The following is a 23,137-nucleotide window of genomic DNA, read 5'->3' as shown; positions in this document are numbered from 1 at the left end:
AAGCCATGATAGATATCATATCTGAATTGAGCACAAAGTTTGAAGAAGAGCTTCAGAACATCAAAAATTCTGAAGAACTTGAAAATATACGTGTTTCATACTTAGGTAAAAAAGGTAGTGTTACAGCTGCAATGAAGGAAATGGGCAAGCTTTCTGTTGAAGAAAAGAAAGAGTTTGGCCAGAAGATTAACGTATTAAAAAATACTGTTGCTGACAAGATTGCTGAAAAGAAAGAAGAAATCGCAGCACTTGAACTTCAAAAGGAAATTGACAAGGTTCCTGAGTTTGATATTTCACTTCCAGAGCATTTTGAACAGGGAAGTTATCATCCAATCACACTTGTACAGCGTCAGTGCGAAACTATCTTTAAGTCTATGGGCTTTACTGTTGAGGATTATAGCGAGGTAGTTACTGATTATGAGTGTTTCGAATCTGTAAATATTCCAAAGTATCACCCAGCTCGTGATATGCAAGATACATATTATCTTGAAAATGGACAGCTTCTTAAGTCTCAGACAACAGCTGCACAGAACGCTATCTATAAAAAGTATCGTAAGCAGCTTATCGAGGATGGCACACCTATCAAGGCTATCTTCCCAGGACGTTGCTTTAGAAACGAGGCTACAGATGCTTGCCATGAAAACACATTCTTCCAGATGGAAGGTGTTATGGTTGGAAAGGATATCTCTATTTCAAACCTTATTTACTTCATGAAGACAATGCTTTCAGAAGTATTTAGACGTGATATAAAGGTTCGTCTTCGTCCAGGATTCTTCCCATTTGTGGAGCCTGGTTTCGAGCTTGATATCAACTGCCTTAACTGTGGCGGTAAGGGCTGCCCATCATGTAAGCACTCTGGATGGCTTGAGCTTTGCCCATGTGGTATGGTTCATCCAAAGGTTCTTGAAGAGGGGGGTATCGATCCTGACAAGTACACTGGCTTTGCCTTTGGACTTGGTCTTACAAGACTTGCAATGATGAAATACGGAATTAAAGACATTCGTGATCTGAACAGCGGAAATCTTTCAAGCTTAGCTCAGTTCACTGATGATGAGCAGTAAGGGAGGACTATAACCATGTTTATTTCAATGAATTGGATCTCTGATTTCGTTGACCTTGAAGGTCTCGACAAGATGGAGCTTATTTCAAAGTTCTCTCTTGCAACAGCAGAGGTTGAAAATGATATTTTCCATAAAGGCGAGGATTTATCTGGAGTTGTTGTTGCTGAAATCAAATCAGTAGAGGAGCATCCAGAGTCTAAGAAGCTTCACCTTCTTAAGGTAGATGCTGGAGATGGCAAGCTTACAGATGTTGTCTGCGGTGCACCTAATGTACGCGTTGGTATGAAGACAGCTTTTGCTAAGGTGGGAGCACAGATTGGCGACATCACAATCGCTCCAAGACCACTTGCTGGTTATGATTCATTCGGAATGTGCTGTTCTGAAAAGGAAATTGGCATTTCTGATAACAATGACGGTATCATGGATATTCTTGATGATGCTCCAAACGGAACAGATATCAAGGATTTATATGAAATCGATGATATTATTTTTGAGGTTGATAACAAGTCACTTACAAACCGTCCTGACCTTTGGGGTCACTACGGAATTGCAAGAGAGTTTGCTACAATTGCAAAGCGTCCTCTCAAGGAGCTTCCTACACTTGACCTTAGCAAATATGACAATCTTGAAAAGATTGATTTAAAAATCGAAGATGAGCTCTGCCAGAGATATTCATCATTAAAGGTAGAGAATATTAATACAAATGTTGCTCCTGTTAACATGCGAATCAGACTTTTCTACTGTGGCATGAGAGCAATCAACCTTCTTGCAGACCTTACAAACTACATCATGCTTGAAATGGGACAGCCTATGCATGCATTTGATTCACGTAAGGTTGAAAAGATTCGTATCAAGAGATTTGATAAGCCTTTCACTTTCACAACTCTTGATGGCATTGAAAGAAATATCGACGAGAACACTCTTATGATTTGCAACGACAACACACCTGTTGCTATTGCTGGTATCATGGGTGGTCTTGATTCTGAAATTGTTGAAGATACAACTACACTTACTCTTGAATCAGCTACATTCAATGCAGCTTCTATTAGAAAGAGTGCAGTTCGTCTTTCTCACAGAACAGATGCTTCAGCTCGTTATGAAAAGAGCCTTGATCCAGAGATGACTACAGTAGCTATTGCTCGTTTCATGAAGCTTCTTTCTGATATTGATGATGGCGTAAAGGTTGTATCTGCACTTACAGACGAATATGCATTCCATTATCCACAGGTTTCCCTTGATTTTGACAAGGATTTTGTGGATAAGTACACAGGAATTGAGATTAGTGATGAGCATATTGTGGATACACTTACATCTCTTGGATTTGGTATTACACAGAATGGTGCAAACTTCCATGTTGAGGTTCCTTCATATCGTGCAACAAAGGACATTAGCCTTAAGGCAGATATTATCGAAGAAATCACACGTATCTACGGATATGATAACTTTGAACTTTCTACAACAAATGCACCTCTTTACCCAGTACGCATGGCAGAGGACAAAAATGTAGAAGATAGAATTAAGGATATCCTTGTTAAGAGATTCCAGCTTCACGAGGTTCATTCATATGTATGGCAGTATGCTGATGAGTACAAGAAGCTTGGTATGGAAGTAGAGGAGAACATTAAGCTTGCTAACTCTACAAACCCTAATATCGAAACACTTCGTCGCTCAATCATTCCTACACAGCTTTGCCAGGTAAACTACAACACTGGTTATGCTACTGACTTTGGCATTTTCGAGGTTGGTCGTGTAGTTGAAGGCTTAAAAGAGGATGGCCTTTGCGATGAACACAAGAAGCTTTGCATCACATTATTCTCAAAGACAAAGTCACTTGAGACACTTTACTTTGAGCTTCGCGATATGATTGCTGAGACAATTGCTGATGTTAGACATAAGTCTCTTACATACAAGAAGCTTGAGGCTACTCATTCATATGAGCATCCAAAGAACCTTTACAGCTTAGTTCTTGATGATGTAGTAATTGGTGAGATGGGTGTTGCTCATCCACTTGTTTCAAAGAAAATTGATAAGAAGGCTGCTATCGTATTTGCGGAAATTGATGTTGAAGCACTTGCTGATATCAAGCAGGAGAACATTTCATATGTTGAGCCATCAAAATATCCTTCAATTGAAGTAGATTTATCATTTGTAGCAGAGAAATTTTCTGAGATAAATGATACAATAAAAGAGAGCGCACAGAATATATTGAAAAAGGTAGGAGTTGCCGATGTATATTCTGATAGCACTGGAAAGTCGATTACAGTTAGACTTCTCTTTGGTGATGATGAGAGAACTCTTACACATGACGAAGTACAGAAGGTAGTCGATGATATCATTGAAAAGCTTAAGAACAAAGGCATTAATCTTAAGATGTAATCTACAAAATAAGATTGGGAGGTCAGGAGCATGGAAGAGAAGAGAAGAAATAAGCGTTTGGATATTGATGTAAAGGTCGAAATCGAACGTATCGATGAGGCTAACATTACCACCGTTAAATACATGGAGGTAGAAGTTACCAATATCTCAAAGACTGGTTTAGCTTTTAGAGTAAAGGATGTTGAATTTGAAGAAGGAGCATGCTTTGATGCTCGAATTCAGATTTGGACAAAAGAAACAATCGACACAGTTTTCAAGGTTGTCCGTGTAAACAAGCTTGAAGATGGTATGTATGAGTATGGATGTATCTTTGTTGGAATGACAGATACTGATGCTCTCAAGATTGAAATCTATCAGTTATTTAGCAACGCAGAGTAATTATTAACAGGGAGAATTGCTGTGAATACAAGTATTATTTTCCCTAATTTGCATATCACATTAGATAATGTTGGAAAAGGATTCTATATTGGATCCTTTTTCATTGCTTTTTACGGAGTTATTATCGCAATTGGTATGCTGGTTGGGGTAGGTTTTATTTTAAAAGAGGCAAAACGAGTAGGATTTGATGAAGATTCATTTCTAGATATTTGCATTATCACTATTATAGTGGGCGTTATCGGTGCTCGTATTTATTATGTTATATTTGCCTGGGATTACTACAAGGACAATCCTATTAGTGTACTCAATATCAGGCAGGGCGGTCTTGCAATCTATGGTGGCGTGCTTGCTGGTATAGCTTGTGTGTATATCCTTTCTAAAAGAAAGAAGCTTGACTTCCTCAAGGTAATGGATGTAGCTATCTTTGGCGTAATCATCGGTCAGATATTTGGCAGATGGGGCAATTTCTTTAATAGAGAGGTTTTTGGACAGTATACAGATGGCTTGTTTGCAATGTTACTTCCTATCGATGCAATTCGTTCGCAGAGCGATGTGACTGCTGAAATGCTTGCTAATCTGGTGCAGATTGATGGTGTTACTTACATCAGTGTTCATCCAACATTCTTGTATGAGTCATTGTGGAATCTTGCCTTATTAATCTTTTTATTGCTTACTAGAAAAAAGAAAACATTTAATGGTTATGTATTCTTTACATACCTCATAGTATATGGTGCTGGCCGTTTCTGGATAGAAGGAGTTAGAACAGACCAGCTTAAGCTCTGGGGAACAAATCTTGCAGTATCTCAGCTTATAGCTGCTGTATGTATTGTTCTTGGTAGTGGATTGTTTTTTTACTATAAAAAGAATCATCCACTTTCCACCCCACAGGAGATAAATTCATAAGAAATTGTATTTTTTTAAAGACATTGGACTTTCCAATGTCTTTTTTTATGCCATTTTTTATCAAAAATTGCACTTTTTGTGGTCTGGCCCTCCACCTTATACCACATATAGAAAATGCCGAAAAACATTGATTTTTCACGGTTTTTGGGTTGCACAATAAGGGGAAATGGTATAAAATGTATTTAAAAGTGGAGGAAAGTGGAAGAAAAGTGTCACAAAGTGGTGGAAAGGAGGAACGGCTTTCATGTTCATGGGTGAATACAGTCACAATATAGACGCGAAGAACCGTCTTATTATGCCTGCAAAGTTTCGTGAACAGTTGGGAGAGCACTTCGTAGCCACTAAGGGACTTGATGGATGCTTGTTCGTTTATCCTATGAGCGAATGGAAGACCATCGAAGAAAAATTTAGAGAGATTCCACTTACCACCAAAGATGCTAGAAAGTTCTCTCGTTTCTTCTTTGCAGGAGCGGCAGAATGCGATATCGACAAACAGGGAAGAGTACTTATTCCTGGTAACCTTAAGGAATACGCAGGAATTGATAAGGAAGTTGTTTCTGTTGGTGTCTTGAACCGAATTGAAATCTGGTCTAAGGAGAGATGGTCAGATGAAGGCACTTACGATGATATGGATGAGATAGCAGAACACATGGCTGAGCTTGGCCTTGGAATTTAGGAGTCAAATGGAATTTAATCATTATTCAGTTCTCTTAAATGAGACAATTGATAATTTGAATATTAAACCTGACGGAATCTACGTTGACGGAACACTGGGAGGCGGCGGTCATTCTTATGAAATAGCAAAACGCCTCACCACTGGTCATCTTTATGGATTTGATCAGGATACAGACGCTCTTAAAGCAGCTGGTGAAAGACTTAAAGAGTTTGGTGACAAAGTCACCAGAATTCACAGCAACTATGAATTCATGAAAGAAAAGCTTTTAGAGCAGGGCGTTACAAAAGTAGACGGAATCATGCTTGACCTTGGAGTATCAAGCTTCCAGCTTGATGAAGCAGACAGAGGATTCACCTACAGAGTTGACGATGCACCACTTGATATGAGAATGGACAAGGATAATCCTATGACGGCAGCTGATATAGTTAATACTTATTCAGCTGAGGATTTGACCAGAGTCCTGTTTACATATGGCGAGGAAAAGTTTTCCAAGCAAATTGTTAAAAACATTATTAAACAGCGAGAAATCGCACCAATACTTACAGCCGGACAGTTAAATAAAATAATAGCTGAAAGTATTCCGAAGAAAGCTCAGGTAGGTCAGGGTCATCCTTCTAAAAGAACCTACCAGGCACTTCGAATTGAGCTCAACAGAGAGCTTACTGTTTTAGAAGACCACATCGATGACATGATCGATTTGCTTAATCCAGATGGAAGGTTATGCATCATCACTTTCCATTCGCTGGAAGATAGAATCACGAAAGTGGCATTTAAAAGAAATGAAGACCCATGTACATGTCCAAAGGATTTTCCTGTATGTGTATGTGGTAAGAAATCAAAAGGTAAGGTGGTTACGAGAAAGCCAATCTTACCTAGTGAGAAGGAGCTGGAAGAGAATTCCAGATCAAAGAGCGCAAAGCTCAGGGTTTTTGAGAGAAAAGATAGCTAATCGGATAAGACAAAAGTAATGGGGAATAATGCTAGTTTTAATTGCGAGAATGAGGAGTTAGAGAATGCAACAGTTACAGACATATTATTACAACCAGGGAAATGCAGTACGCAAGGAAGTTGATCCTTATGCACAGCCATATCGTCCAGTTCGTGTTTTACCTACAAGAGAGCAGCGCGAGCGTGAGAAACGCGAGGATGCTATCCGTCGTCAGAAGATTACAGATAGAAAACGCGCAGCAGCCCTTAGAAAGAATAGATTATTAACTGGTTATATGATTGTAGCAGTTATGTTAACATGCGTTATGCTTGTTGGCTATGTAGCATTACAGACAAACGTTACTACTAGAATGAGCAGAATCGCAGATTTAGAGAACGAGCTTTCAACATTAAACGCTGACAACAGCGCAGCAGAGAGCAGAATTGCGACAACTACCAATCTTTCAGATATTAAGGATAAAGCCATAAATGACCTTGGTATGGTGTATGCAACTAGCAGCCAAATAGTGTATTATAGTGTAGATGGTTCGGACTACATGAGTCAGTACCAGGATATTCCATAAGAATAGAGATACAAAATGGCTGAGAATAAAAGACGAAGAGTAAAACCGAATAATAAGATTTTAAAAAGAATGCAACGCAAGCTCTGGGTAGTATTTGGAATTGTTTGTATTCTTTTTGTCGTTCTGATAGGCAGAGTAATGTACATTCAGCACACTAGTGGTGACAAATACGAAAAAATCGTTCTTGCCCAGCAGGATTACGATAGTACAACTATCCCTTTTCAGCGAGGCAATATCATTGATGCAAGAGGAACAGTTCTTGCTACCAGCGTAGATGTTTACAATGTAATTTTGGATTGTAAGGTGCTTAATGCAAATGAGGATGCTATCAGTACTACAATCAGTGCTATTACAGAATGTTTCGACGAAATAGATGCGGATACAGTTAAAACACAGCTTACAGACAATCCTACATCTCAGTATTATATCCTTGCTAAGAAGGTTTCCTATGAAGAGATGGCAGCTTTCGAAGAGCTCAAAACAACAGAGTCGTACAAAGGCAAGGTTTTTGGTATTTGGTTTGAAAAGGAATACATCAGACAGTATCCATATGGCAGCTTGGCTGCAGCTACAATCGGATATGCCAGTGGTGGTAATGTAGGTGTTATCGGTCTGGAAAATAAATATTCCAGTGTCCTTAACGGAGTTAATGGTCGTACCTATGGCTATTTAAATTCCGATAGTAACCTTGAACAGACTACAATCGATGCCACAAATGGTAATAACATTGTTCTCTCCCTAGATGTTAATATCCAGACAATAGTCGAGAAGGCTGTTGAGGATTGGAACAATGAAACAATGACTGCTTACAATGCAGAACATCCTGATGAGCCAGAATCATTTGGATCTAAACACACAGCAGTGCTTGTTATGAATCCAAACAATGGCGAGATTCTTGCTATGGCTCAGTATCCTACATTCGATTTGAACAATCCTAGAGATTTGACAGGTTATTATTCAGACGAAGATTTGGAAGTGATGACTACAGATGAAAAGATGGATGCGTTGAACCAAATCTGGCAGAATTTCTGTATCACATACACATACGAGCCAGGTTCTACTTTCAAGCCTTTCACTGTTGCAATGGGCCTTGAGACTGGAGTTCTTACAGGCGATGAGACATACTACTGCGATGGTGGAGAGATGATTACAGGTTATCCAAATCTGGTTAAGTGCGTTGCCTATAGAAAAGGTGGCCATGGAACACAGACTATTGCAGAAGCACTTTCAAATTCTTGCAACGATGCATTGATGCAGATGGTTAGAGTTATTGGCCCAGAGACTTTTGCTGACTATCAGTCAATTTTTGGCTTTGGTCAAAAGACTGGTATTGATCTTACAGGAGAGGCTAGTACAGCAGGTCTTATCTATAGCGAAGAGGATTTGAATTCAGCTATCAACCTTGCAACAAATTCATTCGGCCAGAACTTTAATACTACAATGGTTCAGCTGGCAAGTGGCTTTAGTTCACTTATCAATGGTGGATATCTCTATGAGCCTCACCTTGTTACAAAGATTACCGACCCTAACGGTAATACAGTAGAAGAGGTTGAACCTACTATTTTAAAGAGAACTATTTCAGAGGAGACTGGTGATCTTCTTAAAAGCTACCTTGAGTACGTTGTTTCTGATGGTACAGGAAAGACTGCTGGTGTTGATGGTTATCGCATTGGTGGTAAGACAGGTACTGCCGAGAAACTTCCTCGTGGAAACCACAAATATTTAGTTTCATTTATTGGTTTTGCTCCTGTTGATAATCCACAGGTTGTAGTATATGTAATTGTTGATGAACCTGGTGTAGGTGCTGTTGGTGATAATCAGGCCCACAGTAGTTTCGCTCAGCAGATTTGTCATAATATATTTGAACAGATTCTCCCATACATGGGAATCGAATCTTCTTTGACAGAGGAAGAGGAGGCTGCAGCTGCAGCTAGTCTTACTGAAGCTGCTCAGGCTACAGAAGACGAAGGTGGAACAGAGGATACACCTGAAGGCTCAGAATCTACAGCAGATCCTGCAGAGACTCCTGAAGTCGAAGAGGAACAATAGAGAATTTTTAGAGAATTAAAGTTAGAGAATTGGAGTTTTATTATGTTAGAAGTTTTTTTACCAATGTTGGTATCTTTTGTTATTGTGCTTATTTTAGGACCAATATGCATACCTGTTTTAAGACGCCTTAAGATGGGAAATACAGAAAGAGAGTATATCAAAGAGCACAAGGTAAAAAATGGAACACCTTCTATGGGTGGAATTATGATTCTTATTGCATTTGCAATTGTAGGTCTTTACTATGCACCAAAGGCACCTCACATTTATCCAGTGGTATTGTTGACATTAGGGTTTGGTGTTTTAGGTTTTGTTGATGACTTATTAAAAGCTCTCAAGAAAAGCTCAGATGGCTTAAAGGCTTGGCAGAAGATGCTTGGTCAAATCGGTCTTACAACTTGCTTCGCTGTATATATGGTTAAGTTTTCAGATGTTTCACTTGAACTTAGAATTCCAGTTACAGGAGCATTTGTTGACATCAGTTGGGTTGCTATCGCACTTTTATATCTTGCAGTTCTTGGTACAGTAAACGGTGCTAACTTTACAGATGGTATGGATGGTCTTGCTACATCTGTAACTCTTGCAATAGCAGCATTCTTTGGAATTGCTTCAGTACAGCTTTATTCAGATATCACACCAGCAATAGCTGCCATGATTGGTGCATTGTTTGGTTTCTTAATGTTTAATGTTCACCCAGCAAAAATCTTTATGGGAGATACAGGTTCTTTGGCACTTGGCGCCTTTGTTGCAAGTTGCGCTTATATGCTTCAGATGCCTATTTTCATTATTATTGTTGCTATTATCTATTTAGTAGAAGTTTTATCTGTAATTCTTCAGGTAGGTTATTTCAAGCTTACTCATGGTAAAAGAATATTTAGAATGGCTCCTATTCATCATCACTATGAATTAGGTGGCTGGTCTGAAGTAAAGGTAGTTGCTGTATTTACTACCGTTACTATTTTCTTGTGCGTGCTTGCATACTACATGGTCTAAAGGGATGGGGAAGAGTTTATGGTAAGAGATCAAGAGCTGGTTGCTTCTAGAAAAGAAGCAAAGCGGCGTAAGAAAATTAAAAAGCTATTAAACTTTGACTATACGCTTTTACTAATCATAATATTCATCCTTGCATTAGGACTAGTTATGCTTTACAGTACATCAGCTTATGCTGCATCTTTGAAAAAAGGAGATTCGGCATATTATCTTAAGCGTCAGATGTTTGCCTCTGGCTTAGGATTTGTAGGTATGTTTTTTTCTACAAAGATAGACTACCGTAGATGGTCTCATTTTGTTTGGCCATTTTATATTGGTTCAATGGTTCTCTGTGTCATGGTTATCTTCGTAGGTACAACAATCAATGGTCAGGCACGTTGGCTTAGCATTGGTGGGCTTTCAATTCAGCCATCGGAGATTGCGAAGGTAGCTGTTATTTTGCTACTGGCCAATGTAATAGACAGAGCACCAAAAGCTCAAAGAACATTTGAAGGTTCCATCAAGACTATGTGTCTTGTTCTTCCAATTTTCGCAGTAGTTGCTTATAACAACCTTTCTACAGCTATTATCATTATGGGTATTTCTTTCATAATGGTATTTATTGCATCTCCAAAGTTTTGGTATTTTGTGGGGGCAGCTGCAGGAGGAGTTTTACTCATTATTTTATATATTTCATTAGCTAGTTATCGTTCTGATCGTGTTGCCACATGGCTTCATCCAGAGGATTATGTCACAGGATCTGGTTTCCAGACACTTCAGGGACTTTATGCTATTGGTAGTGGCGGTCTTTTTGGAAAGGGCTTAGGAGAGAGTATGCAAAAGTACATTGTTCCAGAGGCCCAAAACGATATGATTTTTTCTATCATTTGCGAAGAGCTAGGTGTATTTGGAGCAGTTTGTATTATTCTTCTTTATATTTTGCTCCTGTACAGACTTTTATATATAGCCAATCATTCAAAGGACATGTTTGGTTCTTATATTTGTATTGGCATTATGAGTCATATTGCTCTTCAGGTTATTTTAAACCTTGCCGTTGTTACAAATTCAATACCTAACACAGGTGTTATTTTGCCGCTTATTAGTTATGGTGGTACATCTGTAGCCATACTTTTAACGGAACTGGGCTTGGCGCTTAGCGTATCAAAGAATATGGAATTCGAAGGTGATGAAGATGTCTAGACGCCGTAAAAGAAGAAAAAGCCATATTTTGGCTATTATTGAGATTATATTTTCATTGATATTGCTGTTAGTTATACTTGGTATTTTAGCCTATTTCTTATGTCCTTTAACGGATGTATCAGTAGAAGGCACTGATTTATATACTTCTGATCAGGTTTCAGAATATATTTTAGATGACAAGTATTCGACTAATACGATATATGCATTTTTGAAAAACAAGCTGTTTCCAAAGGGAGATGCTGAGTTTATTGAGTCATTTGATGTAAAGATAACAGGAATGCATAGCATTACAATTGTTTGTAATGAAAAGCCAATTCTAGGCTACATTAGTCAAGAAGATGGCAAATACATATATTTCAATTATGATGGTTCTATCACAGAAATTAGCGAGAGCTATATTGACCGAGGATATATGCAGGTCGAAGGAGTTACTTGCGAGGAACCAGAAGTAGGAATGACACTCCCTATCGGTGATGACCAAATAGGATATCTTACATCGCTGATAAAGATTCTTCAAAAAAATGATATTATGCCTAATGTGGTTTCATATGATGAAAATAGCCATATTACGCTTAAATATGACACATACAATATTTCACTGGGAAGTAGCGTTTACCTGGAAGAGAAGATAGACCGCGCATTAAAGATTCTTCCACAAATCGAAGGATTGCAGGGTACACTACATCTTGAGAATTACTCAACCCAAAACACAGATATTGTATTCGAAAAAGATACTGAGGTGGTCGAATAAAATGCAATTTTTGGTAAAAAACAGTTGCGAAATAAGGTGAAAAACTATAATATGTTATTAGTGTACAAGTATAGTATGCTTTTTTGGTATTAGAGATTTTCGACCTCCCTTCGAGGTTTAATAAAAGGAGGATATGGTTTTGATTAACATTACGACTGACGAGACAGGGGCTCCTGTCAGAATCATTGTTGTTGGTGTCGGCGGAGCTGGCAACAATGCAGTAAAGCGTATGGTTGAAGAGGGTATTGGGGGAGTTGAGTTCATTGGAATCAACACTGATAAGCAGGCACTTGATTTATGTAAAGCGCCTACTCTTTTAGCTATAGGTGAGAAGACTACAGGTGGAAAGGGTGCTGGTGCTAACCCTGAGGTTGGCATGCGTTCTGCAGAGGAGAGTGCAGAGGATATTTCTGCAGCTATCAAGGGTGCAGATATGGTATTCGTTACTTGTGGTATGGGTGGCGGCACTGGTACAGGTGCAGCTCCAGTTGTTGCTAAAATTGCAAAGGAGCAGGGTATCCTTACTGTAGGTATCGTTACAAAGCCTTTCCAGTTTGAAGGAAAGCCACGTATGAACAATGCCTTAAATGGTATTGAGAGATTAAAAGAAAACGTTGATACACTTATCGTAATTCCTAACCAGAAGCTTGTTGAAATCACAAACAAGAGCATGGGAATCGGTGAGAGCTTCCGTATTGCAGATCAGGTACTTCACCAGTCTGTACAGGGTATCACAGATCTTATCACAAAGAATTCGCTTATTAACCTTGACTTCGCTGATGTTCAGACAGTTATGAAGGACAAGGGTCTTGCACATATTGGTATCGGTTCAGCTAAGGGTGACGAAAAAGCTCTTGAGGCTGTTAAGCAGGCTGTTGCTTCACCTCTTCTTGAGACAAGCATTCAGGGTGCTACTGATGTCATCGTCAACATCTGTGGTGATGTTGGACTTAACGACACATCAGAGGCTACATCTTATGTTCAGGATATGACTGGTGCTGATGCTAACATCATCCTCGGTGTTACAGAAGATGACACAATGGACGATGAAGTTACAGTTACAGTTATCGCTACTGGACTTGGCGAGCCAAACACAGCTACAACAGGCGCATTCCGCAGCTCAACAGGTATGGTTTATGGCTCGCAGCCTAGACAGTCAAGCGCTGACTTACTTGCAGGTATGAGAGGATCAGCTGCTCCAGCTAGCCAGTCAGGTGTTACAAATACACCTCCTGTAGTTAACAGACCTGTTACACCTACACCTGTTGCTACAACTCCAATTCAGCGTCCAACAGCTCCAACTGTACCTACAGAGAGCACTGTACCTGAATTAAACATCAAAATGCCAGACTTCATGAACTCAATCAAAAAATAATAATCAAACCTTACAGGCACTGCATTACGCAGTGCCTTTTTTATTGCCCGTACGCCCCAAGTCAACCCCAGCCGGGTCTACATTCCATCCCTCCATAGCCTAATCATTCTAGTGACTTCCTACTTTATGTAGTAACCGAGCGCCCTTACTTATTTACTTGCATCGTCTGCGGATTATGTTTTTCTATGCATCACGTGTCGCATTTTTTATGGTGCGTGTTCTTTAAATTCTTTGCACTTCTAACACCGCTGTTGGTAGAGTGGGCAGACACACACTATTTATGAGTATTAATCTCCGCAGCAAGCTTAGGAATAATTGCCGCGACATTTGTAGTGAGCCTAGAAAATTAGAAAGGGGTATTTTGCGATGAATAGGCGTGAGGCGCCACGGACGGCGCCGAGAGCCTGACAACGAAACGGACTGAGTTAAAGGGCGGCGCCTAAGCATCCAAAATCCCCTTTCTAAATTTTCTTGGCAAACGGAGTATGAGCGCAATTATCCTAAGCCTTGTGTGGAGATTAATATGTAGACTTCATGTGTCTGCCCTCTACCTACAGTGGCTTCGAAGTGCAAAACCAATTAAAGGACACGCACTTAATGCTCCCTTGTGATGCTAAGAAAAACTATAATCCTTGCGCTGTCGGCGTAAATAAGTAAGGGTGCTCGGTTACATAAAGTAGGAGGTCATATACCTACATTGCTATGGAGGAATGTAATTTTTTTGTGAAAGGGGTTGACTTACTTCGACAGTCGTAGTATATTTACTACATCAAACGTACTACGACAGACGTAGTACGGCAGACATAGTACGATAGACGTAGGAGGATTATATGGGTGAAATAAGTAGTGATGTAATTAGAGGCTACAATGACACCATGATACTTTCCATTCTTATGAAGGAGCCTTCTTATGGTTATGAGATTTCTAAGCAGATAAAGAGTATTTCGGAAGAGAAATATGTTATTAAAGAAACGACTCTGTATTCGGCTTTTACCAGAATGGAAAAGAATGGTTTTATTGAATCATTTGTGGCTAATCCGGATCCTGAGGGAAATGGAAAGAAAAGGACCTATTATAGAATCACGGATAAAGGAAAAGAGTATTACATTGATAAGTGTGATGAGTGGGAGCTTACAAAAGAAGTAGTTGAAAAGTTTATTTCAAAATAGGAGAGAAGATATGGAAACAATTAAGAGCTATTTAGATGCAATGTTTAGTAGTATGCCAAACACTCCTGAGGTTAAAAAAGCAAAGGCTGAGCTTTTTTCAATGATGGAGGATAAGTATAACGAGCTGATCGCAGAGGGTGTTAGTGAAAACACTGCTGTTGGTACAGTTATTTCTGAGTTTGGCAATCTTGATGAGTTGGCTGAGGATTTAGGGCTTACTAAAGAGGTTGAGGAAGTTCACGAGAGAGAGCAGCAGCCTAAGAGATTCGTTTCAATGGATGAGGCTATTGAGTTTATTAAAGCTGAGAAAAAGAGAGCTCTTCTAGTAGCTACAGGCGTTTTACTTTGCATCACATGTGTATGCTGGCCAATAGTTACAGATGCTGTTTGGGGCTTTATGAATATCGACAATTATGGCGCAGCTATGATGTTTGTATGGATAGCAGTTGGTGTAGGATTGTTCATTTATAGTAGTTTTGTTAGTTCTGATTTCAGTTTTCTTAGAAAAGAGCCATGCCAGATGGATATGGCTACAACAGATATGATTAAAGAAAAGAAAGCTGAGTTTAAGCCTATTACAGCTGCTGCAATAACACTTGGATGTGCTTTGTGCATATGCGCTGTTGTGCCAATTATGATTTTCGATATCGATATATTTGCAACTTTTATATTTATCATGGTTGGCATAGGTGTATGGTTGTTTGTATATTCTGGAATTATTAATAGCAGCTTTGATACTTTGTTAGATGCTGGCAATGTTGTTCACAAAGACATAAAGTCAAATGGAAATGAGGAAGATGTAGAATATGTAAGCAAAGGTGCAAAGATTCTCATGGAATCTTATTGGTCAATAGTTACATGCCTATATCTTATTATCAGTTTCACAACCTTTAATTGGGGTTCTACATGGATAATTTGGGTTATAGCAGCTATTGCTCATAAAGTATTTAAGATTGCACTTGTAAAGGAGGATTAAGAAATGACTACAAAGAAATTTCAGTTAATAATATGGATTGTTACTCTGATTATTGTTGTTGGCTCTTGCATTATTCGATTTGCTCCTTTTTCAAGTGGTCGTAGTGAAGAGTCAGAATATGATTTTTCTAAATACAGTGTAGCAACTGTAAAAGTGGATGCAGATGCCGCAGATTTATATATTGAATATGGTGATGAGTTTAAGGTAAATACAAACTATCAAAAGAATGTTGAACCAAAGGTTACATTGGAAGATGAATGTTTAACAATCGAGCAGAAATATTCTGTTAACGTAAGAAATCTGAAAGATTGCTACATCAAAATTACTTTACCTAAGGGTACAGTGATTGACACAGCTGATATTACTGCTAGCGCAGGAGATATTGATATTAATGGTGTTAACTTTGATACTTTGAAGATTGATGCAGATGCTGGGGATATCGATATCAATGAGGTAACTGCAAATGATTTTGTTATAGATGCAGATGCAGGCGACATAGATGTTAGTAAATCTGTTTTTGAAACAGTAAAGGTAACCACAGACGCAGGGGCTGTTGAAATGGATGATGTTACTGCAACAAGTGGCACATTTGATGCTGATATGGGAAGCATTGATATTGACGGAAATTTTGAAAAGATTACAGCTAGCTGTGAGATGGGAGACATTGATATTAATGTTCCTGATGCAAACAAAGTAGATTTTGATTTAGATTGTGAGCTTGGTAGTATCAAAGTAAATGGATCTAGATGGAAAAATTAGTTGTTGACAACAGAATTACGGAATGGTAGTATTACTTCAACACAATAAAGTAATAAACCGATGAGGGAGAGGAGTACCTCTTTGTGATTCATAGGAGAGAGCCGCGATGGTGGGATGCGGTATGATAGCAATTTGGGAATGGACTCCTGAGGGCGTGAGGAAATGACTTTGGTCAGAGTATTGCACGACGTAAGGCATACGTTAGTTGCCAGGGATATGATGGTATCCTGTTAAGCGCATAGGATTATCCTATGAATTCAAGGTGGCACCGCGGAAAAGAATTTTCGTCCTTGATGGAAACTATTAATGGTTTCTGTCAGGGACTTTTTTATTGCCCAAATGCCAGTTACGATTACAAGCCTTGGTATTACTCCGTCGCGAGATTGGCTCCTTGAGTAACACCAAGAGCTTGTTATCTACTGGCACTTTTGGAAAAAAAGTCCATGACAGAAGGGAAGGAGATTACGAGATGATTAAGGAAGCAATCGAGAAAATTGTAAACAAGGGGGACCTTACATACGAGGAAGCCTACACTGTAATGAATGAGATTATGAATGGCGAAAGCTCACCTACACAGAACGCGGCTTTTTTGGCTGCACTTTCTACAAAAAGTGCAAGAGCTGAGACAACAGATGAAATTGCTGGTTGTGCTGCTGCTATGAGAGAGCATGCTGTTAAGGTTGATACTGGCATGGATGTGTTTGAGATTGTTGGTACGGGTGGAGACAATGCACATAGCTTCAACATTTCAACAACATCAGCACTAGTGGCAGCGGCCGGTGGAATGAAGGTAGCAAAGCATGGAAACAGAGCGGCCTCTTCACTATGTGGTACAGCAGATTGCTTAGAAGCATTGGGAGTTAACATTAGCCAGGACCCAGAAAAATGTGTAGAGCTTCTTAAGGAAGTGGGGATGTGCTTCTTCTTTGCGCAGAAGTATCACACATCAATGAAATACGTAGGGGCAATTAGAAAAGAGCTTGGATTTAGAACAGTATTTAATATCCTGGGACCTCTTACAAATCCGGCTGTTCCTACAATGCAGTTGCTTGGTGTTTACGACGAATATTTAGTTGAGCCACTTGCGCAGGTACTTATCAACCTTGGGGTTAAGCGTGGCATGGTAGTTTATGGCCTGGATAAGCTAGATGAGATTTCTTTAAGCAGTCAAACAAAGATTTGTGAGATTAGAGATGGATGGTATAAAACTTACATCATTGAGCCAGAGGATTTTGGATTTGAAAAATGCGCTAAAGAAGATTTGAAGGGTGGTACTCCAGAAGAAAATGCAAAGATTACAAGGGACATTTTAAATGGAGTAAAGGGACATAAAAGAAATGCAGTTCTTCTTAATGCAGGAGCAGCTCTTTACATCGGTGGAAAAGCTGAAAGTTTTAAAGCTGGAGTAGAGCTTGCAGGAGAAATAATTGATTCCGGAAAAGCACTTGAGACATTGGAGAAATTCATACTATTAAGCAACAAGATTTCAGAGGACAATAGCGATGAACATACTGGAGCAGTTAGCGGAGCATGCTAGGTTTCGTGTTGAAGAAAATAAAAAGAATAAGTCACTTGAAGAAATAAAAGCAGAAGCATTAACTCTTCCAAAGGGAGCTTTTGAATTTGAAAAAGCATTGGCAAAGCCGGGGATAAGCTTTATCTGTGAATGCAAAAAAGCTTCTCCATCAAAAGGAATCATAGCCGAGAAATTCGACTATTTAGATATAGCCAGGGCATATGAAGAAGCAGGAGCTGATTGCATATCTGTTTTGACTGAACCAAAGTGGTTTTTGGGAAGTGACAAGTATCTAGAGGATATCGCAAATGCGGTTTCAATTCCGATTATAAGAAAAGATTTCACTGTAGATGAGTACATGATATACGAGGCAAAGGTATTAGGCGCTAGCGCTGTACTTCTAATCTGTAGCATCCTGACAGAAGAGCAAATTAGAGAATACATTCGTATATGCGATAGTCTTGGAATCAGTGCTTTGGTGGAGGCCCATGATGATGCGGAAGTAAAGATGGCAGCAAAGGCAGGGGCTAGAATAATAGGTGTAAATAACAGAAATCTTAGGGATTTTTCAGTAGATACGGGAAATAGCAGGAGATTAAAAGCACTTGTAGATGACAAGGTGATATTTGTATCAGAGAGTGGAATTAAAACAGCAGAGGATATATCTCAGCTGAAAGAAGCAGGTGTTGATGCAGTTTTAATTGGTGAAACACTTATGAAAGCAACTGACAAGAAGGAAAAGCTTAAAGAATTAAGAGGTGATGAAGATGACAACTATTAAACTATGTGGTCTTACAAGAGAAGAAGATATCATAAAGGCAAATGAGCTTAAGCCTGAGTACGTTGGATTTGTTTTTTGTGAGAAAAGCAAAAGAAACGTTAGTCGTAAGCAGGCAAAAAAGCTAAAGAGTATGTTAAATCCTGAAATAAAAGCTGTAGGTGTATTTGTTGATGCACCAGAGCAGGAAGTTGAAAGCTTATTTGAAGAAAACATTATTGATGTGGCCCAGCTTCACGGAAATGAGGATGAAGATTACATTAAATCACTTATGGATAACAATATTCCTGTTATCAAAACTTTCAAGGTTACATCTGCAGAGGAGCTTATAAAGGCTGAAAAGTCCAGCGCAGACATGATTATGTTTGATGCAGGAAATGGAGAGGGTAATCGTATCAAGGATTTAAATCTTCTCACCTATATAGATAGACCTTTTATTCTTGCAGGCGGATTAAACCAGGAGAACGTTGCTGAAGCAATTGATACTGTAAAACCATATGGCGTTGATGTTAGTTCTGGTATTGAGACAGACCATCTTAAAGATGGATACAAGATGGATCAATTCGTAAAAGCGGTAAGAGAGGATGTGGTTCCAGCAAAGAGCAAAGGTAGATTTGGTGTTCACGGTGGCCAGTATATTCCAGAGACTCTCATGAATGCAGTTATGGAGCTGGAGGAAGCATACAATCACTACAAGGATGATCCAGAGTTTAACAGAGAGTTGAAGGAGCTTCTTGATGAGTATGCGGGAAGACCAAGCCTTTTATACTACGCAAAGAAGATGACTGAAGACCTGGGCGGAGCAAAAATCTATCTTAAGCGTGAGGATTTAAATCATACTGGAAGCCACAAAATTAACAATGTATTGGGACAGGCTCTTCTTGCTAAAAAGATGGGCAAGACAAGACTCATTGCAGAAACAGGAGCTGGACAGCATGGTGTGGCAACCGCCACAGCTGCGGCACTTCTTGGAATGGAGTGCGTTGTATTTATGGGCAAGGAAGATACAGAGCGTCAGGCACTTAATGTATATAGAATGAGACTTCTTGGAGCAGAAGTTATCCCTGTAACAAGCGGTACTGCCACATTGAAGGATGCAGTTTCAGAGGCCATGAGAGAATGGACAACACGTATTGATGATACTCATTATTGCCTTGGTTCAGTAATGGGACCTCATCCATTTCCTACAATTGTTAGAGATTTCCAGGCAGTTATTTCCAGGGAAAGCAGAGCTCAGATTCTTGAGAAAGAAGGAAGACTTCCAGATGCTGTCATTGCTTGCGTAGGTGGTGGAAGCAATGCCATTGGAAGCTTTTATCACTATATCAATGACAAGGATGTGGAGCTGATAGGCTGTGAGGCAGCAGGTAGAGGAATAGATACATTTGAAACTGCAGCAACTGTAAATACTGGAAAGGTTGGTATTTTCCATGGAATGAAATCATATTTCTGCCAGGACGAATATGGTCAGATAGCTCCTGTATATTCTATTTCTGCAGGCCTTGATTATCCTGGTGTTGGTCCAGAGCATGCTTATCTGCACGACATTGGACGCGCAAAATATGTGCCAGTCACTGATGACGAAGCTGTTGATGCTTTTGAGTATATTGCAAAGACAGAGGGAATAATTGCTGCTATAGAGTCAAGTCACGCTATCGCATATGCGAAGAAGCTTGCTCCAACAATGAGAAAAGACCAGATTATTATAGTTACTGTTTCAGGTAGAGGAGATAAGGATTGTGCAGCAATTGCACGTTACAGAGGGGAGGATATCCATGAGTAAGATTTCAGAAGCATTCAAGAATAAAAAGGCATTCATTCCATTTATTACATGTGGAGATCCTGATTTAGAGACAACTAAAGAAATAATCAAGGAGCTAGAGATAAACGGCGCAGACTTGATTGAACTTGGAATACCTTTTTCTGATCCAACTGCTGAAGGTCCTGTAATACAGGGTGCAAATATTAGAGCTTTGAAGAATAAAATCACAACAGATGATGTATTTGAAATGGTTAGAGAGGTCAGAAAGGAAGTGAAGATTCCACTTTGCTTTATGACATATGCGAATGTTGTATTTTCTTATGGCTCAGACAGATTTTTTGGCAAGTGCCAGGAGGTTGGAATTGATGGCATCATCCTTCCGGATGTTCCTTTCGAAGAGAAGGAAGAGTTTGAAGGAGTGGCATCTGAATATGGCGTAGACTTTATATCGATGGTTGCACCTACTTCTGAGGATAGAATTGATATGATTACAAAAGAAGCAAAGGGATTTATTTATATTGTTTCCAGCCTTGGGGTGACAGGTACAAGAAGCGAGCTTAGTGAAGGCATCAAAACAGTAGTTGATAGAGTTAGAAAAAACACAGATGTACCTTGTGCGGTAGGATTTGGTATATCAACTCCAGAGCAGGCTGCCAAGATGGCTGATATATCGGATGGAGCCATTGTTGGTTCTGCAATTGTTAGAGTTGTAGAGGAGTACGGTAAAGAGGCTCCAAAACATGTGGGAGAGTTTGTTAAGTCAATGAAGGAGGCATATCATGCATCCTAGTTTAGAGCAGGTTAAAGAACTTGTGAAAAGTGGTGATTACAGAAGGATTCCTGTAATGATAGAAATGCTTTCCGATAGTTTCACGCCAATAGAAATGGTACGAATACTGAAAGCTGCCAGTCATCAGTGTTATTTATTGGAGAGTGCAAGTCAGACAGAAACCTGGGGAAGATATTCGTTTCTTGGATTCAATCCTAACTTTGAGGTGACCTGCCAAGACGGACATCTATTAATAAAGGAAAATAAGGGTGGCAGTAAAGTCCTAATTCAGGAGAAAACAGTAGCACATCCAGGTGAAACACTACGTGAAATTATAAAGAAATACAAGAGCCCTGTGTTATCAGGTTTTCCAACCTTTACAGGTGGATTAGTAGGTTATTTTTCATATGATTACATCAAATATGCTGAGCCAAAGCTAAAGCTTGAAAATCATGGAGAAGACGATTTTAAAGATATGGATTTGATGCTTTTTAACGATGTAATTGTATTTGATAATTTCAAGCAGAAAATCTATTTGATTACTGGCGTAATGCTGGATGAATCGGATGATTTGGAAAGCTTATATAATGAAGCTAAAACTCGACTGGAAAAGATAAAAAGCCTATTGCAGAGTGGAAAGAAAGAACAATTTCAGCCTCTTTCGCTTATAACGGATATCAAGCCTAAATTCACTAATAAAGAGTACAGTGAGATGGTAAAAAAGGCAAAGAATTACATAAAAGAAGGTGATATTTTTCAGGTTGTTCTTTCAAATCCCCTTACAGCAAAAGCAGAGGGAAGTCTGTTTGACACATACCGTCTTCTAAGAGCCAGCAATCCATCTCCATACATGTTTTATTTTTCAAGTGATGATATCGAAATTGCTGGTGCATCCCCAGAGACACTGGTCAAGGTAGAACAAAAGCAGGTGAGCACATTCCCTCTTGCTGGAACAAGACCAAGAGGAAAAAATCAGGAAGAGGACATAGCTCTTGAGAAAGAGCTTTTGGCAGATGATAAGGAACGTGCAGAACATAATATGCTTGTTGATTTAGGTAGAAATGACATTGGAAAAATAAGCAGTATTGGTTCTGTAAATGTGGAAAAATATATGGAAATAGAAAGGTATTCCCATGTAATGCATATAGGTTCCACAGTTGTTGGACACTTGGCAGATGATAAGGATGCTATTGATGCAGTGGACGCAATTCTACCAGCAGGCACATTGTCAGGTGCGCCAAAGTTTAGAGCCTGCCAGATAATCGAAGAGCTGGAACAGAGTAAGCGCGGTATTTACGGTGGAGCACTGGGGTACATAGATTTCTCAGGAAATCTTGATGTGTGCATAGCAATAAGACTTGTATATAAAAAGAACGATAAGATTTGTATTCGTTCAGGAGCAGGCATTGTCTATGATTCAGTTCCAGAAAACGAAGCAATTGAATGTATCAATAAGGCAAAGGCTGTAGTAAATGCTGTTAGCCTGGCCGAGGGAGGTTTGGCATGATTTTACTAATAGATAATTATGATAGTTTTTCATACAATCTTTTTCAGCTGGTAGGGGAAATTGAGCCAGATATTAAGGTTTGCCGAAATGATGAAATTCGTATTTCCGATATTGAAAAACTAAATCCTAGCCATATTATTATTTCACCGGGACCAGGTAAGCCTAGTGAAGCCGGAATTTGCGAGGAGATTGTCACCTATTTTGCAGGAAAGATACCAATTCTGGGGGTGTGTTTGGGACATCAGGCTATCTGCGAAGCCTTTGGCGCAAATGTTACCTATGCAAAAGAATTAATGCATGGTAAACAATCCAGGGTTCAGGTTGACAATAGCTGCAAGTTATTTAAGGGGCTTCCAGATACAGTGGATGTTGCCAGATATCACTCGTTAGCTGCAGATAAAGACTCTTTACCAGAGATGCTTAAAGCCGTTGCAATTACTAAAGATGGGGAGATTATGGCTGTTGCTCATAAGGAATATGAAGTATATGGATTACAGTTTCATCCAGAATCAATTTTGACTTCTAATGGAAAAAATATGATTGAAAACTTCATTGCTTAATGCAGATTGTCACCCTTAATAATATATATGGTTGACAATGAGCTAGTGTTTTGATATTGTTATTCAGGTGAAAAAATTAAAGTATTACAGGGAGG

The 23,137-nt window shown here is 39.2% G+C and carries 21 protein-coding genes, 1 pseudogene and 1 other annotated feature; all 22 genes and pseudogenes read left to right on the top strand.

Translation table 11 applies throughout. The features are described 5' to 3' along the window. Nucleotides 1-5: 5 nt before the first annotated feature. The 22 genes and pseudogenes from BMY66_RS03035 to BMY66_RS02935 all read left to right on the top strand — a co-directional run bounded on the left by BMY66_RS03035 (nt 6) and on the right by BMY66_RS02935 (nt 23,042). The gene (locus BMY66_RS03035) at nt 6-1,061 is read left to right on the top strand and encodes a phenylalanine--tRNA ligase subunit alpha (protein ID WP_090394082.1); all 1,056 of its coding nucleotides are present in this window, start codon (nt 6-8) and stop codon (nt 1,059-1,061) included. 15 nt (nt 1,062-1,076) lie between these two features. Then, on the top strand, nt 1,077-3,437 hold the full coding sequence (pheT, locus tag BMY66_RS03030; RefSeq protein ID WP_090394081.1) for a phenylalanine--tRNA ligase subunit beta: 2,361 nt from the start codon (nt 1,077-1,079) through the stop codon (nt 3,435-3,437). A 30-nt stretch (nt 3,438-3,467) separates the two neighbouring features. Next, on the top strand, nt 3,468-3,815 hold the full coding sequence (locus tag BMY66_RS03025) for a PilZ domain-containing protein (protein ID WP_044933957.1): 348 nt from the start codon (nt 3,468-3,470) through the stop codon (nt 3,813-3,815). Nucleotides 3,816-3,836: 21 nt separating this feature from the next. After that, nucleotides 3,837-4,718, top strand: a complete 882-nt coding sequence (lgt, locus tag BMY66_RS03020) for a prolipoprotein diacylglyceryl transferase (RefSeq protein ID WP_090394080.1) — start codon at nt 3,837-3,839, stop codon at nt 4,716-4,718. Between the two features lie 244 nt (nt 4,719-4,962). Then, a complete protein-coding gene (gene mraZ / locus BMY66_RS03015) occupies nt 4,963-5,394 on the top strand; it encodes a division/cell wall cluster transcriptional repressor MraZ (RefSeq protein ID WP_044933961.1) in 432 nt (143 codons plus the stop codon). Nucleotides 5,395-5,401: 7 nt separating this feature from the next. Next, nucleotides 5,402-6,343: a 16S rRNA (cytosine(1402)-N(4))-methyltransferase RsmH gene (rsmH, locus tag BMY66_RS03010; RefSeq protein ID WP_044933963.1), complete on the top strand. Its 942-nt coding sequence runs from the start codon at nt 5,402-5,404 to the stop codon at nt 6,341-6,343. 64 nt (nt 6,344-6,407) lie between these two features. Continuing rightward, the gene (locus BMY66_RS03005; RefSeq protein WP_044933965.1) at nt 6,408-6,905 is read left to right on the top strand and encodes a hypothetical protein; all 498 of its coding nucleotides are present in this window, start codon (nt 6,408-6,410) and stop codon (nt 6,903-6,905) included. A gap of 15 nt (nt 6,906-6,920) precedes the next feature. Then, a complete protein-coding gene (locus tag BMY66_RS03000) occupies nt 6,921-8,954 on the top strand; it encodes a peptidoglycan D,D-transpeptidase FtsI family protein (protein WP_090394079.1) in 2,034 nt (677 codons plus the stop codon). A gap of 42 nt (nt 8,955-8,996) precedes the next feature. Beyond that, nucleotides 8,997-9,944 carry a phospho-N-acetylmuramoyl-pentapeptide-transferase gene (gene mraY / locus BMY66_RS02995; protein WP_044933969.1) on the top strand — a complete coding sequence of 316 codons (948 nt, stop codon included), beginning with the start codon at nt 8,997-8,999 and terminating at the stop codon, nt 9,942-9,944. A gap of 18 nt (nt 9,945-9,962) precedes the next feature. Next, nucleotides 9,963-11,120: an FtsW/RodA/SpoVE family cell cycle protein gene (locus BMY66_RS02990; protein WP_177175564.1), complete on the top strand. Its 1,158-nt coding sequence runs from the start codon at nt 9,963-9,965 to the stop codon at nt 11,118-11,120. After that, a complete protein-coding gene (locus BMY66_RS02985; RefSeq protein WP_177175563.1) occupies nt 11,107-11,871 on the top strand; it encodes a cell division protein FtsQ/DivIB in 765 nt (254 codons plus the stop codon). The genes BMY66_RS02990 and BMY66_RS02985 overlap by 14 nt, the downstream gene beginning before the upstream one ends. Nucleotides 11,872-12,010: 139 nt before the next feature. Next, nucleotides 12,011-13,246 carry a cell division protein FtsZ gene (gene ftsZ / locus BMY66_RS02980; RefSeq protein WP_044934923.1) on the top strand — a complete coding sequence of 412 codons (1,236 nt, stop codon included), beginning with the start codon at nt 12,011-12,013 and terminating at the stop codon, nt 13,244-13,246. 830 nt (nt 13,247-14,076) lie between these two features. Continuing rightward, complete coding sequence (locus BMY66_RS02975) at nt 14,077-14,415, top strand: PadR family transcriptional regulator (protein WP_090394076.1); 339 nt, start codon at nt 14,077-14,079, stop codon at nt 14,413-14,415. Nucleotides 14,416-14,425: 10 nt separating this feature from the next. Next, nucleotides 14,426-15,391, top strand: coding sequence for a permease prefix domain 1-containing protein (locus BMY66_RS02970; protein ID WP_090394075.1), 966 nt, complete (start codon nt 14,426-14,428; stop codon nt 15,389-15,391). 3 nt (nt 15,392-15,394) lie between these two features. Then, nucleotides 15,395-16,150: a DUF4097 family beta strand repeat-containing protein gene (locus tag BMY66_RS02965; protein WP_090394074.1), complete on the top strand. Its 756-nt coding sequence runs from the start codon at nt 15,395-15,397 to the stop codon at nt 16,148-16,150. Nucleotides 16,151-16,201: 51 nt separating this feature from the next. Further along, nucleotides 16,202-16,445 (top strand) — a binding site (T-box leader). 174 nt (nt 16,446-16,619) lie between these two features. Continuing rightward, nucleotides 16,620-17,687: an anthranilate phosphoribosyltransferase gene (gene trpD, locus BMY66_RS02960; RefSeq protein WP_090394073.1), complete on the top strand. Its 1,068-nt coding sequence runs from the start codon at nt 16,620-16,622 to the stop codon at nt 17,685-17,687. Further along, nucleotides 17,653-18,447, top strand: a complete 795-nt coding sequence (trpC, locus tag BMY66_RS02955) for an indole-3-glycerol phosphate synthase TrpC (protein ID WP_044933982.1) — start codon at nt 17,653-17,655, stop codon at nt 18,445-18,447. The genes trpD and trpC overlap by 35 nt, the downstream gene beginning before the upstream one ends. Beyond that, a pseudogene (locus tag BMY66_RS13975) lies at nt 18,428-19,003 on the top strand (phosphoribosylanthranilate isomerase); the annotation flags it as partial. The gene trpC and the pseudogene BMY66_RS13975, both read left to right, overlap by 20 nt. Beyond that, complete coding sequence (gene trpB / locus BMY66_RS02950) at nt 18,998-20,227, top strand: tryptophan synthase subunit beta (protein WP_044934926.1); 1,230 nt, start codon at nt 18,998-19,000, stop codon at nt 20,225-20,227. The pseudogene BMY66_RS13975 and the gene trpB, both read left to right, overlap by 6 nt. Continuing rightward, complete coding sequence (gene trpA / locus BMY66_RS02945; protein WP_090394072.1) at nt 20,220-20,996, top strand: tryptophan synthase subunit alpha; 777 nt, start codon at nt 20,220-20,222, stop codon at nt 20,994-20,996. Before trpB ends, trpA begins: the two co-directional genes overlap by 8 nt. After that, nucleotides 20,986-22,482 (top strand): anthranilate synthase component I, encoded by a 1,497-nt coding sequence (gene trpE / locus BMY66_RS02940; RefSeq protein WP_090394071.1) that lies wholly within the window; start codon nt 20,986-20,988, stop codon nt 22,480-22,482. Before trpA ends, trpE begins: the two co-directional genes overlap by 11 nt. Continuing rightward, nucleotides 22,479-23,042, top strand: coding sequence for an anthranilate synthase component II (locus BMY66_RS02935; protein ID WP_090394070.1), 564 nt, complete (start codon nt 22,479-22,481; stop codon nt 23,040-23,042). Before trpE ends, BMY66_RS02935 begins: the two co-directional genes overlap by 4 nt. Nucleotides 23,043-23,137: the final 95 nt, after the last annotated feature.

Source organism: Pseudobutyrivibrio sp. C4 (assembly GCF_900111635.1).
Taxonomy (GTDB): domain Bacteria; phylum Bacillota; class Clostridia; order Lachnospirales; family Lachnospiraceae; genus Pseudobutyrivibrio; species Pseudobutyrivibrio ruminis.
This window is presented reverse-complemented; position numbering and strand designations above follow the sequence as displayed.